This is a genomic window from Abyssibacter profundi (assembly GCF_003151135.1).
GTDB lineage: Bacteria > Pseudomonadota > Gammaproteobacteria > Nevskiales > OUC007 > Abyssibacter > Abyssibacter profundi.
Genome location: NZ_QEQK01000001.1, coordinates 65,067 through 79,373, shown reverse-complemented (window position 1 = coordinate 79,373; position 14,307 = coordinate 65,067). Strand labels below are relative to the sequence as shown.

Annotated in this window: 11 protein-coding genes; 6 read left to right on the top strand and 5 right to left on the bottom strand. The window is 63.6% G+C overall.

The features are described 5' to 3' along the window. The first annotated feature begins 128 nt into the window (after nt 1-128). Entirely contained in the window at nt 129-1,148 is a 1,020-nt protein-coding gene (locus DEH80_RS00385) for an aminoglycoside phosphotransferase family protein (protein WP_165831194.1), read from the top strand. Further along, nucleotides 1,145-1,846, top strand: a complete 702-nt coding sequence (gene murU / locus DEH80_RS00380) for an N-acetylmuramate alpha-1-phosphate uridylyltransferase MurU (RefSeq protein WP_109718489.1) — start codon at nt 1,145-1,147, stop codon at nt 1,844-1,846. The genes DEH80_RS00385 and murU overlap by 4 nt, the downstream gene beginning before the upstream one ends. Here the strand turns inward: murU and DEH80_RS00375 are convergent. From DEH80_RS00375 to rnt, 3 genes are all read right to left on the bottom strand, one after another. Continuing rightward, the gene (locus DEH80_RS00375; protein WP_133249061.1) at nt 1,835-2,578 is read right to left on the bottom strand and encodes a lysophospholipid acyltransferase family protein; all 744 of its coding nucleotides are present in this window, start codon (nt 2,576-2,578) and stop codon (nt 1,835-1,837) included. The genes murU and DEH80_RS00375 overlap by 12 nt on opposite strands. A gap of 25 nt (nt 2,579-2,603) precedes the next feature. Then, the gene (locus DEH80_RS00370; protein ID WP_109718487.1) at nt 2,604-3,407 is read right to left on the bottom strand and encodes a GNAT family N-acetyltransferase; all 804 of its coding nucleotides are present in this window, start codon (nt 3,405-3,407) and stop codon (nt 2,604-2,606) included. A 77-nt stretch (nt 3,408-3,484) separates the two neighbouring features. Next, a complete protein-coding gene (gene rnt, locus DEH80_RS00365) occupies nt 3,485-4,156 on the bottom strand; it encodes a ribonuclease T (protein ID WP_109718486.1) in 672 nt (223 codons plus the stop codon). 98 nt (nt 4,157-4,254) lie between these two features. On the opposite strand from rnt, the gene DEH80_RS00360 reads away from it, so the two are divergent. Next, nucleotides 4,255-5,472 (top strand): argininosuccinate synthase, encoded by a 1,218-nt coding sequence (locus tag DEH80_RS00360; protein ID WP_109718485.1) that lies wholly within the window; start codon nt 4,255-4,257, stop codon nt 5,470-5,472. A 136-nt stretch (nt 5,473-5,608) separates the two neighbouring features. Here the strand turns inward: DEH80_RS00360 and DEH80_RS00355 are convergent, their stop codons facing one another. Next, nucleotides 5,609-6,460: a mechanosensitive ion channel family protein gene (locus DEH80_RS00355; protein ID WP_207774351.1), complete on the bottom strand. Its 852-nt coding sequence runs from the start codon at nt 6,458-6,460 to the stop codon at nt 5,609-5,611. Nucleotides 6,461-6,540: 80 nt separating this feature from the next. Here DEH80_RS00355 and DEH80_RS00350 point away from each other — a divergent pair, with 80 nt between their 5' ends. The 3 genes from DEH80_RS00350 to DEH80_RS00340 all read left to right on the top strand — a co-directional run bounded on the left by DEH80_RS00350 (nt 6,541) and on the right by DEH80_RS00340 (nt 10,980). Next, nucleotides 6,541-7,578 (top strand): phospholipase A, encoded by a 1,038-nt coding sequence (locus DEH80_RS00350; RefSeq protein WP_109718484.1) that lies wholly within the window; start codon nt 6,541-6,543, stop codon nt 7,576-7,578. Between the two features lie 139 nt (nt 7,579-7,717). Then, nucleotides 7,718-8,581, top strand: coding sequence for an MlaA family lipoprotein (locus tag DEH80_RS00345; RefSeq protein ID WP_165831193.1), 864 nt, complete (start codon nt 7,718-7,720; stop codon nt 8,579-8,581). Beyond that, nucleotides 8,578-10,980 (top strand): efflux RND transporter permease subunit, encoded by a 2,403-nt coding sequence (locus tag DEH80_RS00340; protein ID WP_109718482.1) that lies wholly within the window; start codon nt 8,578-8,580, stop codon nt 10,978-10,980. The genes DEH80_RS00345 and DEH80_RS00340 overlap by 4 nt, the downstream gene beginning before the upstream one ends. Here the strand turns inward: DEH80_RS00340 and DEH80_RS00335 are convergent. Further along, on the bottom strand, nt 10,969-14,274 hold the full coding sequence (locus DEH80_RS00335; protein WP_109718481.1) for a transglutaminase family protein: 3,306 nt from the start codon (nt 14,272-14,274) through the stop codon (nt 10,969-10,971). The genes DEH80_RS00340 and DEH80_RS00335 overlap by 12 nt on opposite strands. Nucleotides 14,275-14,307 lie beyond the last annotated feature (33 nt).

The window sequence follows — 14,307 nt, the reverse complement described above, 5'->3', positions numbered from 1 at the left end:
CATCCCTCGGGAGCGGCATTCGCCGAGCCGGCTAACACGAGCCATCCGATGGCAATAAGTCTGGAGGGAGCCAATGAAACGGGCCAAGTGCCGGGGCAACGGGCTGCACAGTATACGGAGTGCTTGGAGTGAGTGACGACACGCAGGACAGGCGGCTGGCCGCACTGCGGACCTGGCTGCAGACGATTCGACCCAATCGAGAGTGGTCGATCTCTGTGGCCTCGGCCGATGCAAGCTTCCGCCGCTACTTTCGCGCGCAAGCGCAGCGGCAGCGGTTCATCGTCATGGATGCGCCCCCGGACAAGGAGCCGGTGCAGGACTTTGTCCGCGTAGCGGGTTGGCTGGCGGACTGGGGCGTGGCAGCCCCGCGGGTGCATGCCGTCGATGCCCAGTCCGGATTCGTGTTGCTGGATGACCTGGGCGATACGGTTTTGCTGGACCGGGTCGGTGCTGACGATGCCGTGCCGTTGCTGGAGCAATCCATCGATGCCCTGGTGCAGCTCCAGGCTCGGGCGGCCGGCAGTCGCCAGCTTGATGCGCTACCCGCCTATGACGTGTCGTTTCTGGCCGATGAGATGGCGCTTTGTCCGCAGTGGTTTCTGCAGGTCCATTTCGGCGTGTCACTCAGTGGCGATCAACAGACCATGATCGCGCAGCAGTTCGAGCTGATTACCCGTGCGGTGGCGGCCCAGCCACGCGGTTTTGTACACCGCGACTACCACTCCCGCAATTTGATGGTGGGCGAAGGTCGCTTGCGAGGCATGCTGGATTTTCAGGATGCCATGCACGGGCCGCTGAGCTACGACATCGTCTCCTTGCTGCGGGACTGCTACGTGATCTGGCCGGAGCATGTGCAGCGCAATGGTCTGGAGCGTTGGGCGACGGGTCTGGCGGATGCTGGCGTTTGGGCTGCGGTGCCAGGGGATTTGCAGCGCTGGTTCGATTTCACCGGCATGCAACGTCACCTCAAGGTGTTGGGCATCTTCTGCCGCCTGCATCATCGTGACGGCAAGGCGGGTTACCTACCGGATCTGCCCCGCGTCATGGATCACCTGCTGACCGTCATGGCGCGCTACTCCGAGCTGGATGCGCTGCGCGCGCTGCTAACACCCTTCCGGTCCCGACTACAGGCGGAGGTCGATTCTTGATCCGCCACGCCGTCATCCTGGCTGCCGGCCGCGGACAGCGACTGCGACCCCTGACCGATCGCCTACCCAAGCCGCTGGTTCAGGTTCGTGGACGGGCGCTGATTGACTGGCGACTCCAGGCACTGGCCGATGCGGGCATTGAGCAGGTCGTGATCAACCTGGCGTGGTTGGGTGAGCAGATCCGGACGGCCGTCGGGAATGGAGACCGCTGGGGACTACGGATCCGATACTCCGATGAGGGTGATTCGGCGTTGGAAACGGGCGGTGGCCTGGCGCGGGCGCGGGCCCTGCTGCCGGCCGATCAGCCGTTTGTGGTCTGTAATGCGGATGTCTGGAGCGATTATTCGCTACGCGCGCTGGTTGAGCGGCCTTGGGCAGACGGCCAGCTTGCGCATTTGGTGCTGGTTCCACCGCCTGCCGGCATGCGCGGAGACTTTGCGCTGGCGGGTGACCGGGTGGTCGATCGGCCCCGGCTCACGTTCAGCGGTATCAGCCTGATTCACCCGGATCTGGTCGAGCCGCGAGGCCAGACTGCATTCGCGTTAGCTCCGCGGTTACGTGAGGCGATGGCGCAGCAACGGGTCACTGGAGAGTGCTACCACGGAGTGTGGAGCGACATCGGAACGCCCGAGCGGCTGGCGGCGGCCAACGGGGAGGGAGCACGCGCCGAAGAGCCGGCGTCGGGCTTAGGTCGATAGTCGATGGCGGGGTAAGGCGGGCGCGCGGTCCGGCAATAACTCGGGCGGATTCAGCGCCAAACGCTCGTCGATGGCACGTTGCGCATCCTTGGCGACGGCGCTGCGATCTGCCGCGACGGTAGGTACTGGCTCCAGAAACCAGACATCGACGATGATTCGGGGCCGCTGCAGCATGCGCAGCAGATGCGGCACGAACACGTCATCGCCGACGTAGGGTGCCAGCGTCGCTGTTTCGGGGTCTGGGCCATAGCGCAGCAACACGGGTACCACCGGACGACGCGATTCAATGGCCGCTGCAAACAGGCGGGGCTGGAATCGCCGCGTCGTCGCCCCGAGGGTTGTGGTGCCTTCTGGAAACACGGTGACGGACTGACCGTTTTCAAGATGGCCGGTCAGCCGGGCAATGAGTTTGCGCGTGCCCTGACTGCCACCTCCGCGGCGATGAAATTCGGTGCCGCCCGCGCGGGCCAGCCGCCCGATTAGTGGCCAGTCGGCGACCTCGGATTTGGAGACAAAGCGCGTGGCCACGAGCGCGCCCAGCACGGGGATATCCAGCCAGGACACATGGTTGCTCACCAGCATTACCGGCGCCTTGGGTGCTGTGCCATGCACGCGCAATTCCACGCGCATGCAACGGCACAGCTGCCGGTGCCACCAGCGAACAATGCGCTCGCGGGATGGCCCGATGGCGGCCAGCAGGTCGATAACGAGACTGAGTAGGGCGCCGAGCAACAAATGGGCGGCGACCAGCAGGCCCCTATACGTGGGTCGGAAGATGGTCGTCCCTCTGCGTCACGGTTGGTGTCGATGGCAGAAAGCGACGGGCATAGCGGGGCGCCAACTCGTCGATGTCCAGCAGCATCAGCACGTCACAGCAGTTGAAAGCCTGATCCCAAAACGGTGCACCGCAGGCCTTGGCACCCAGGCTGACATACGCCTTGAGCAGTGGTGGCATGCGCATGGCAATTTCTGCAGGGGGGCGCTGCGCCGGGTAGGGACGGCGTGGCGTAACATGGAGGGTTTCCGCAGCCATATAGCGCCGAGCAATCTTGTCCAGAATCGCGCTCGCCTGAGCGCCGCCATCCTCCAGGCCAATGCTGGCGCAACCGAAGAGGTAGCGGTAGTTGTGATTTGTCACAAAGGCCGTCAAGCCCTGCCACAGCTTGCTGATCACCGCGCCGGAGCGAAATGCGGCATCGACACAGGTCCGTCCGACTTCCACCTTGCGGTCCGGCAAGCGGGCGATCGTACCCATGTCGAATTCGCCCGCCGAGTAGAACCCACCCGCCTGTGCTGCCGCCTCGCAGGTCAGCAGGCGCGTGCAGGCGATGATCCGATCCTGTTCGGTATCGCGCACCACAAGGTGGTGGCAGTAGGCGTCAAAGCGATCGATATCCAGCCTTTCGGGGCCGCCGTCAATCTGTGCGCCCATCTCCTCGGCGAAGATGCGGTAACGCAGTTGCTGGCAGGCCTTGATGTCAGCCTCGGTTACGGCAAACGCATGAACAAACCGTCCGCTCGGTTCGTTGGCTTGCTGGGTTTCTCGCGATGTTACGGCCATGCGTCACCTGCCGGCTTATAGAGTGGTCTCAGGCTAGGACCGGTCTATTGTCACGACATTAACGCATCGTGAAGCTTCTATGACAGGACGTCGGTCACGGAAGCGTCCGTCGTGCCGCCGGTCGCGGCTTCGAAAATCGGTTGGAACTGGTTGACGATCTGGCAGAACAGGTCGGCAGTCTGCTCGGTGTCATAGCGCGCTGAGTGCGCGGCCGCGTCATCGTAGCTCAGGCCAGCAGCCAGCAAGGCGCGCTTGAGTACGGTCTGGCCATAGGCCACCCCGCCCAGCGTTGCGGTGTCGAACGCCGAAAACGGGTGAAAGGGATTGCGCTTGATGCCGGTGCGCTGGACCGCGGCATTCAGAAATCCGAGGTCAAAATGCGCGTTATGCCCGACCAGAACCGCCTTGGTGCAGCCGGTTGCCCGGATTTCTGCCCGGACTTCCTTGAATAGGCGAGACAACGCGTCGGCCTCGCCCAGCGCCGGGCGCAGCGGGTGGTAGGGGTCGATGCCATTGACCTCCAGCGAGGCCGGTTCCATGTTGGCGCCTTCGAACGGCTTGACGTGATAGGCCGCCGTCTCGTGCCGGTAAAGACGGCCCGCATCGTCCATGCGAACCAGCACGATCGCAATTTCTAGCAAGGCGTCGGTGGCGGCGTTGAACCCGCCTGTTTCGACATCGACCACGACAGGTAGAAAGCCACGAAAGCGCTTGGCAATGGCAGGGTTCGCGGCAGGGGTTTCGGACACGGTGCGACCAGTAGCGGCTGAAGAGCGGGGAGTCTATCAGGCTATACTCTCGCGCCTTTGGCCCGGCCCGTAGTGGGTCGACGACACCGAGCAAGGACATGAGTCAACCCAGCAAGATCGTACTCGCGTATTCCGGCGGTCTGGACACGTCGGTGATTCTCAAATGGCTGCAGGATCGCTACCAGTGCCCGGTCGTGACCTTTACGGCAGACCTCGGTCAGGGCGAGGAGGTTGAATCGGTACGGCCCAAGGCAGAGGCCCTGGGCGTCGAGGAGATCTTCATCGAAGACCTGCGCGAGACCTTCGTGCGCGATTACGTATTCCCGATGTTCCGCGCCAATGCGATTTACGAGGGCGAGTATCTGCTGGGGACTTCGATTGCCCGCCCATTGATCGCGCGTCGGTTGGTCGAGATTGCCGAGCAGACCGGTGGTGATGCCATTTCGCATGGCGCAACCGGCAAGGGCAACGACCAGGTGCGCTTCGAGCTGGGTGCTTACGCGCTCAAGCCGGACATCCAGGTCATTGCGCCGTGGCGGTTCTGGGATCTGAACTCGCGCGAAAAGCTCATCGCCTATGCCGAGTCCAATGGCATTCCGATCACACGCAAGCAGGACGGTGGTTCGCCGTACTCCATGGATGCCAACGCACTGCACATCTCCTATGAGGGCGGTGAGCTGGAAGATCCCTGGGCCGAGCCCGAAGCGGCGATGTGGCGCTGGACACGTGACCCGCGCGAAGCGCCGGATACGCCGCTGGAGCTGACGCTCACCTTCGCGCATGGCGACGTGGTGGCCATCGACGGGGAGGCCATGACGCCTTACCAGGTGCTGGCGCGGCTGAACGCGGTCGGCGGTGAGCACGGTATTGGCCGCATCGACATCGTCGAAAACCGCTACGTGGGGATCAAGTCACGCGGTTGCTACGAAACGCCTGGGGGCACGATTTTGCTCAAGGCGCATCGCGCCATTGAGTCCATCACGCTGGACCGCGAGGTTGCCCACCTCAAGGACGAGTTGATGCCCCGCTATGCCAAGCTGATCTACAACGGCTACTGGTTCGCGCCGGAGCGCAAGCTGCTGCAGAAGGTCATCGACGATAGCCAGCGGCCGGTGAACGGCGAGGTCCGCCTGCGGCTGTACAAGGGGAACGTCGAGGTTCTGGGCCGCCGCTCGGAGTTCGACAGCCTGTTTGATCCCCGCATTGCCACCTTCGAGGACGATGCCGGTGCTTATTCCCAGGCGGATGCGGCCGGCTTTATCAAGCTCAATGCACTGCGCCTGCGCCTTGGCGCCCATCTGACGGGGCGCGACTAGGATGCAGTGAGGACGCTCTGCCGCGCAGTTGCCGCCTGAATAAAGGCGAGGCAAGGCGTGAGCAGAACGGTGCCGTTGTACCAAATGCACGCCGCATGGCCATCGGGAAACGCCGATGGCCATGCGGTGCAGCGAGCTAGCTGGCCGCGACCTCGGCTGCGGGAGCCTCGCTCACCAGATGCACGGTCCGTTGGGGGAACGGAATCTCGATGTCGTGCTCGTCGAAGCTCAGCTTGATGCGTTCGACCAGGTCGCAGCGGGTGGCCCACCAGTCGGCTGAGGCCGCCCAGCCACGCACCGCAAAATCCACCGAGTTATCCCCCAGATTGGAGACCACAACACTTGGCGCCGGATCGTCGAGGATCCGGGGCTCGTCCTTTAGCATTGCGACCAGAAGCTCTTTGGCCTTCTTCAGGTCGGAGCCATAACCAATGCCGATGGTCAGGTCGACGCGGCGTGTCGGCAGGGCGCTGAAGTTGGTGATCTTGTTACCCCAAACACTGGAGTTCGGCAGCCAGACCAATTGATTGTCGAAGGTCTTGAGAATCGTCGAGGTGATCTTGATCTCCTCGACAATGCCCATCTGGCCACCAATGTCGACGACATTGCCCTTGGCGAAGGGGCGGAACAAGATCAGCATGACACCGGCTGCGAACGAGGACAGCTGGTTTTGCAGGGCCAGGCCAATGGCCAGTGCAGCACCACCGAGCAACGCAGCGGCGGACGTTGTGTCCACGCCGAGTTGGCCCAGTGCCGAGATAATGACCATCGCGAGCAGCAAGCCGTAGCCCACATTGCCCAGGAAGGCGATCAGGGTTTCATCCAGCTTGGCCTTGGTCATGGCCTTCTTGGCGAGTCCAATGACCAGCTGCGCGACCCAGCGGCCGATGAAGAAGATCGCCACGGCAGACACGACGGCCTTGATCAGTGGAACAATGAGCGTCCACAACGCCATGGGATCGCTCAGCAGTTCGTTGATTAGCTCCATAAACCGGCTATTCCTCGTGAAGTGAGCGTGAACCGTACCGCCTTGCACGTCAGAATTCCGTGAAAACCACTGGTGAACAGATGATTCGATGCTGTCTACTCGCTCTGCTGGGTGGGCCGCTGGTGGCCCTGGCAGCCCCGGCTGGCGCGGACTCGGCGCCACCGGCGCCGGCCGAGATCGATGCCTGCGTGCAAGACCTCGTGCTTGCCGCGGATGCCGACCTGGAGGTTGGCCTGTTGCGCACTGCCTGCATCGAACAGCTGGCCAGCGGACTGCCGACAGCCGCCATCACCGAAGCCGAGCGGCGGGACGCTGCCACCGCCTTGCGTCGCCGCTTGCGTCTGGAGCGAGTGACGCAGTCCAACCCGTTCGTCCTCACCCCATACCGGCCGAACTACGTGCTGCCGCTGGCGTACCAGGACAGCCCCAATCTGACGAGCACACAGGGCAATGGCCTCGCGCAGCGCATGGAGGTGAAGTTTCAACTGAGCTTCAGGATTCCGCTGCTACAGGATGTCCTGGGGACCGAGGCCGATCTGTCCATCGCCTACACCGGCAAGTCGTTCTGGCAGGCCTACGATGCTTCACGGTCGCGTCCATTTCGCGAAACCAACCACGAACCGGAAATCTTTCTGAGCGTCCCGGTGGACTGGCCATGGTGGGGCACGCGGCTGGACCGGGTGCTGCTGGGTGTCAATCACCAGTCCAACGGCCAGGATCTGCCGACATCGCGGAGCTGGAACCGTGTCTACGCCACATTCATCTGGGAAGTGCAGGACATGCTGGTCTCCCTGCAGCCCTGGTGGCGTATTCCCGAGGAGCCCAAGAGCGGGCCTGACGACCCGCGCGGCGATGACAACCCCGATATCGAACGCTACGCGGGCCAATTTGAGCTGGTCGTCGCCTGGCGCAACGACAACGACACGTATTCGGCCGTCTGGCGTAACAATGCACGGGCGGACAACCGGGGCAGCCTGGAGCTGGGCTGGAGCTTCCCCATGACCGGCCGTGCCCGTGGTTATGTCCAGTATTTCACGGGGTATGCGGAGAGTTTGATCGACTACCAGGATCACCACAATCGCATCAGTATCGGCATTCTGATGACCGATTGGTTGTGAAGGTGTGAGGTGTGAGGCCATCCGGGGTGTCCTCGGCCGGGCCGCAACATTTTCCCGGTTTGATGGTCGGACTTTAAGGGCGGAGGACAGGTCGCGGGATGCGGCCAATCGACGACAGGGAGTCGCCATGCAGGTCCACATGTCGCCAGTACGGGGTTTTGGCGGGCTTCGATCCCGAAACCGCAGCCTGCCCCGCGCGGGGCGGATGCTCCGTGTGATGGTTGCGTGGGCGATCTGGCTGCTGGTGGCGGGTTGCGCGTCTACCCCGGTGGATCCAGGGGACGCTTCGTCCACGCCATCCGTCATCGCCGAAACCCAGCCCGACGGCACGCCGGTGCCGGAGACGGCCAAGGCCATCGAGCCCACGGTGGTCAGCTTCGAGCCCCCATCCGATCCGCTGATGGGGTTTAATCGGGCGGTCTTTGCGTTCAATGACGTGACCTATCGGTACGCTTTTGCGCCGCTATCCCGGGGCTATGAAGCGGCCGTGCCGCAACCGGTTCGACAAAGCATCGGCAATGCGTTCGACAACATCAAAATGCCGATCCGCACCGTTAATTTCCTGCTCCAGGGTAAGTTTCGTAGCGCCGGCATTGATACTGCACGGTTTGTTGTGAATTCCACCTTAGGTCTGGCGGGGTTGTTCGATCCGGCGGCGTCTCTATTCGGCCTGGAGGCACAGCAGACCGGGTTTGCTCAGACCTTGCAGCGCTATGGCAGCGGACAGGGCACCTTTATCGTGCTGCCGTTCTACGGGCCGTCGGATCTACGAAGCGGATCCGGGCTGTTGGTGGACTATCTGCTCAATCCGATTCCGTATCTGGTCGATCAGCCCGAGGCCACGGCGCTCAACGTGTTCGACGCCTTTCAAGACAACGGGCCGCGCGTACAGCAGTACGTGAAGCTGCGGGAGCAGGCGGAAGATCCCTACCTGTTCATGCGGGATCTCTACTGGCAAGGCGAACTTCGAAACGCCGCCTATCCAGAAGAGGCGCAGCCGTGAGCGTTGCCGAGCAGCTCGTGCACCGCCGTGGTTGGGTGGTGGGGGCCTTCGCGGTGTTGGCAGCAGTGCTGCTGGTCTTCGTGCCCCGCTTTGAGATCAATGCCTCAGCTGACACCTTGTTGTCCGAAGGGAACCGTGACTACCTGCAGGCACGGCTGGTGCAACAGCGCTTTCCGTCAGAGGCATTCGTGCTGGTGGCCTATGCGCCCCGCGATCATGGCCTGTTCGATGCCCGGTCCATACGCGATATCCGATCGCTGACAGACGAGCTGGCCGAGTTGCCATCCGTGGCTTCGGTGCGATCCCTGGTCAACGTCCCGTTGATCCCGGCTGACGCCAGCGCGCGATTGCGTGACGATTTCGATCCGGATGCCTGGCTGCTCGATCGTCGGGACAGCAGCCCGGCGGCACTGCGTCAGACGCTGGATCACCACCCCATCTACGAAGGACTCCTGGTGAACCAGGAGCTGACCGCCACCGCACTGCAGGTGCTGTTTCGGAGCGACCCGCGCTTGGACCGACTGCAGGCCGAGCAAGTCCGCATCGAGGCCAAGCGACTCGATGGCGAGCTGTCACCCGACCAAGAGCAGGCGTTGGCGCGTCTGCGTGCCCAGGCCCGCCCATTGGAGCAGGCACAGCGTCGACAGCGGGTGGCGGATATCGCGCAGATGCGAAAGCTCGCCGACCCATACCGTGATCACGCCGATGTCTACCTGGGCGGCGCCGAAGTGCTCGGTGTGGATTTGATCCGCATGGTGCGTAGCGATCTACAGGTCTTCGGTCTGGCGGTGCTGGGCATGATTAGCCTGGTCCTGCTGCTGGTGTTCCGCCGCCTGCGCTGGGTGGTGCTGCCCTTGCTGTGCTGCGCGGTCAGCGTCGGCATGACCATGGGGCTGTTCGGCCTGTTGGGTCTCAAGGCGACGGTCATCTCGGCCAATTTCATCGCTCTGCAGCTCGTGTTGACGCTGGCGGTTGTGGTGCACCTGGTGGTCCAGTACCGCGAGGAAGCCCAGGCCGACGCCCAAGCCGACCAAGCTGCGTTGGTCGCCCGGACGCTGCGGGCCAAGCTTGCGCCTTGCCTGTATGCCGGGCTGACGACGTCGGTGGGGTTTGCGTCGCTGACGCTGACGGACATCGAGCCGGTCCGTGCGTTTGGCTGGATGATGATGCTGGCCATGGGGATCTCGATACTGACCAGCCTGGTGTTGTTCCCGGCGGTGCTCCTGATGATGCGCCGCGGATCAGCCCAGGCCGACCCGCGCTGGGTTCGCGGGCTGGTCGAGAGGCTCGGCTCGCTGGCCACACGAGGCGGCGGGTGGGTGTTGCTCGCCGCTGTGCTGGTGATGACGGTGGTGGTCGTCGGCACCCTGCGACTGGATGTCGAGAACAGTTTTATCGATTACTTCGCAGACGACACGCGCATTCACCAGGAACTGCGCTTTATCGATCGGCAGTTCGGCGGCTCCACGCCGCTGGATGTGGTGTACCGCATCCCCGGCGGTGGCCCCGCCTCCGGCAACCGGGTCATCCGGGCCGAAACCGTGCAACAGCTGCAGCGTATGCAGGCCGTCATGGAGGACCAGCCCGCGATGGGAACGGTCCTGTCACTGGTGAATTTCACCGAGCTGGCTCGGGCGCTGAACAGCCATCGACCCCTGACCGAAACCGAGCTCACAGCCGTCTACTGGCTGCTGGATGAGTCCATGCGCAAGAATCTGGTGCGCAGCTATTTCTCGGAATCTGCAGGGGAGTTACGGCTGTCGGCCCGCATCATCGATACCACCGCTGATCTGGATCGTGGCGACCTGCTCGCCCGGCTGCATGCGGGCTTTGCCGACCAGGGGCTGACACGCGACGACTATTTGCTCACGGGCCTGTTCGTGCTCTACCAGGATCTATTGGAGCAGCTCTTCACGTCCCAGGCCCTGACGCTGGCAGTGGTGTTCGTGGTCCTCGGGCTGGCCTTCGCGGTCATTTTCCGCTCCCTGCGTATCGCGCTGATCGCCTTGGTGCCGAACCTGTTGTGCGCCTTTTCGGTGCTGGGCGTCATGGGCTGGTTGGGCATTTCCCTGGATTTCATGACCATCACCATCGCCTCCGTGGCCATGGGCATCGCAGTGGATGACACCATCCACTACGTCCACCGGTTTCGCGAGCAGGATCAGTCGGGTGCCGCGGTGGACCAAGCCATTGCCCACAGTCACCGGACCGTCGGGGCGGCATTGGTCTATACCACGCTGATCATCGTCTGCGGCTTTAGCCTGTTGGCATTCTCCGACTTTGTGCCCAGCGTGCTGTTCGGCCTGCTATCAGCCTTGGCCATGCTGGTCGCGCTGATCACCGATTTGACGCTGCTGCCGGCCATGCTTCGGCGTTGGGCGCCGGCGTCAAACCGCTGATCGTCGCAGGTCCAGCGTGGTCGGATAATCCGGCGAAGCGCCACCACCGCTCCACTCGAATCGGCCGGGTGTATGACCCTGCGGTTCGAAACGGGACAGGCGCCGTGATTCGGCCTCATACGCATTGACCGGGAAGCTGTCGTAATTGCGGCCCGCCGGATGCGCGACATGGTAGGTCAGGCCGCCCACCGACCGCTGGTTCCAGGTGTCGACCAGATCGAAGACCAGTGGCGAGTCGGCCTCCAGGGTCGGGTGTAGCGCAGACCAGGGCTTCCAGGCCCGGAAACGGACGCCGGCGACGGCTTCGCCAGCCACCCCGGTGGGCGTCAGCGGAACCTGTTGGCCGTTGCAGGCCAGTGCATAGCGGTGACCACTGAGACCCTGCAGCTTGACCTGAACGCGCTCGGTGGAGGAATCCACGTAGCGTGCAGTGCCGCCGCCACCGGGTTCCTCGCCCAGCGTGATCCAGGGTTCCAGGGCATGGCGCAGTTCCAGATGGACGCCGCGGTAGGTCACGCTGCCATGGGCCGGGAAACGGAACTCGAAGTGGGGGGCAAACCAGTCATCTTCAAACTCGAAGCCGGCGGCGCGCAAATCCCCCAGCACGTCGAGAAAATCGTTCCAACAAAATTCCGGCAGCAGGAATCGGTCATGCAGCGTGGTGCCGAAACGGTTGAGCGGCGCCTCGTAGGGGGCGTCCCAGAACCAGGCGATCAGGGCTCTCAACAACAGTTGTTGCACCAGACTCATCTGCGCGTGCGGCGGCATTTCGAATCCGCGGAACTCGACCAGGCCCAACCGGCCGGTGGCCGAGTCCGGGGAGTAGAGTTTGTCGATGCAGATTTCGCTGCGGTGCGTGTTGCCGGTGAGATCGGTGAGCAGGTGACGCAGGATGCGGTCCACCAGCCAGGGTGGGGCGCTGTCGCCCTGACGGGGTAGCTGGGATAGGGCGATCTCGAGTTCATAGAGGGCGTCATCGCGCGCCTCATCCACCCGCGGAGACTGCGAGGTGGGGCCAATGAACAACCCGGAGAATAGGTAAGACAGGCTTGGATGGTTCTGCCAGTAGCGAATCAGACTGCCCAGCAGGTCGGGGCGTCGTATGAACGGGCTGTCCTGGGTTGTCGGCCCGCCCAGGACCATGTGATTGCCACCGCCGGTTCCCACGGCCCGGCCATCGATGAGGAATTTTTCGGTCCCCAGCCGGCATTGCCTTGCGTCCTCGTAGAGCCCGAAGGTTTGCGCCTTCATGTCCTGCCAGTTGGCCACCGGCTGCACGTTGACCTCGATGACACCCGGATCCGGGGTCACGGATAGCTTGTCCAGGCGCGGGTCAGACGGGGGCGGGTAGCCCTCGATGCGGACGGGCACATCCAGCGCCCGAGCGGTGGATTCCACCGCGCGGACCAGGTCCAGGTAGTCCTGAGCGTTCTGCGTCGGTGGCATGAAAATTTGCAGGCGGCCGTCGCGTGGCTCGATGGTCAGCGCCGTACGCACAGGCCCGGTTTCACGGGCTGCCGGCTGCGGGCTGGGTTCCGCGCTGCGTTCTTCAACACGCCGGCCAGGCTGGACGGGCTGCCGGGCGTCGGTGAGTGGCGGCTTCTCGGCCGTCGGGTCATCCGGCGTGACATGCGGGTAATCGTCTTCCGGGACCCACGGCAGGGATTGCAGGGGCAGCCGGAATCCGGCCGGCGAATCACCCGGCAACAGGAACAAATGGCGGGTGCGCGTCTTCCAGAGCTCGGAGATCCACGGTTTCCCCGCCCGGCTGTTCTGGCGCTGAATCGGCAAGACATAGCCTGTTGGCGTGCCCAGGCCACGTTCGAAGACCCGGGTGAGCCGTCGTCGCGCCTCGGGGTCATCGAGTTTGGGGTCGCTCGGATCGAGGTTCTCGGGCAGGTTGCGCTCCTGCTCAAGGTAGTGCCACGGGTCTTCGTACAGTGGTTGCGCGTACTCGGGGTTTAGCGCCAGCGCTTCGGCCAGCTGGGCACCGAATGCCTGCGCTTTGCCGACCCACTCGGACTCGGGCAGGTCCGCGGGTGTATCCGACAGCCCGGCGTCCAGAATGGCTTGGCCATCGCGTCGCAGGTACAGCGAGTAGGCCCAGCGCGGGAGCGATTCGCCCGGATACCACTTGCCCTGCCCGAAGGTCATCAGGCCACCGGGGGCGATGCGCTCGGCCAGGCGACCGATGAGTTCGCGAGCCCGGCCCTGCTTGGTCGGGCCGACGGCGGCCGTGTTCCACTCCGGCGCCTCGAAATCGTCGATCGACACAAAGGTCGGTTCGCCACCCTGGGTCAGTCGTACATCGCCGGCATCCAGGATGGAGTCCAGCTTGCCGCCCAGCGCATCGATGGCCGACCACTGGGATTCGGTATACGGCTTGGTGACGCGAGGGGTCTCCAGCATGCGCTGGATCGACATGTCGTGCTCGAATTCGACCTCGCAGGGGTCTACACCGCCGGTGACCGGGGCTGCTGCCGAGGGTTCCGGCGTGGCGGTTAAGGGGATATGCCCCTCGCCGCAGAACAGGCCGGAGGTGGAATCCAGGCCCACCCAACCGGCGCCGGGGATATACACCTCGCACCAGGCATGCAGGTCGGTGAAGTCCACATCGGTGCCACTGGGCCCGTCCAACGACTTGACGTCGGGCTTGAGCTGGATCAGGTACCCCGAGCAGAAGCGGGTGGCGTAGCCCATGTGACGTAACAGCTGCGCCAACAGCCAGGCGGAGTCACGGCAAGACCCTCGGCCCTTGGCCAGCGTCTCCTCCGGTGTTTGGACGCCCGGCTCCATGCGAATCACATAGTCGATCTCATTGGCGATGTGCTGGTTCAGGCCAACCAGAAAATCGATGGTGCGCACGGGCTTGCGCGGCTCCATCGCATTGAGCAGGCCGGCAAACCGGCGGCCCAGGTGTGAGGCGGGCAGCGGCGTTTCCAGGTAGGGCGCCAGGTCCTCGGCCAGCCCGTCCGGGTAGACGAAGGGAACGTCTTCGGCCCAGTCCTCAATAAAGAAGTCGAAGGGATTGAAGACTGCGAGGTCGGCGTGGAGGTCGACCTCGATCTCGAAGTGCCTGACCTGTTCGGGAAAGACGACCCGCGCCTGCCAGTTGTTATGCGGATCCTGTTGCCAGTTCAGGAAATGCGGCTCCGGCCGAATCTTCAGCGAGTAACTCTGGATGGCCGTGCGCGTATGCGGCGCGGGGCGGAGCCGAATGATTTGCGGGGTCAGCGAAACGGGTCGGTCGTATCGGTACGTGGTGCGGTGATTCAGCGCAACAACGATGCTCATGAACGATCCAGTCTGTAGGCGGCGAGGAATATG

Coding starts and splice junctions, on each gene's coding strand:
- DEH80_RS00335 (WP_109718481.1), bottom strand. CDS start 14,274: ATGAGCATCGTTGTTGCGCTGAATCACCGCACCACGTACCGATACGAC.
- DEH80_RS00345 (WP_165831193.1), top strand. CDS start 7,718: ATGTCGCCAGTACGGGGTTTTGGCGGGCTTCGATCCCGAAACCGCAGC.
- DEH80_RS00350 (WP_109718484.1), top strand. CDS start 6,541: ATGATTCGATGCTGTCTACTCGCTCTGCTGGGTGGGCCGCTGGTGGCC.
- DEH80_RS00355 (WP_207774351.1), bottom strand. CDS start 6,460: ATGGAGCTAATCAACGAACTGCTGAGCGATCCCATGGCGTTGTGGACG.
- DEH80_RS00370 (WP_109718487.1), bottom strand. CDS start 3,407: ATGGCCGTAACATCGCGAGAAACCCAGCAAGCCAACGAACCGAGCGGA.
- DEH80_RS00360 (WP_109718485.1), top strand. CDS start 4,255: ATGAGTCAACCCAGCAAGATCGTACTCGCGTATTCCGGCGGTCTGGAC.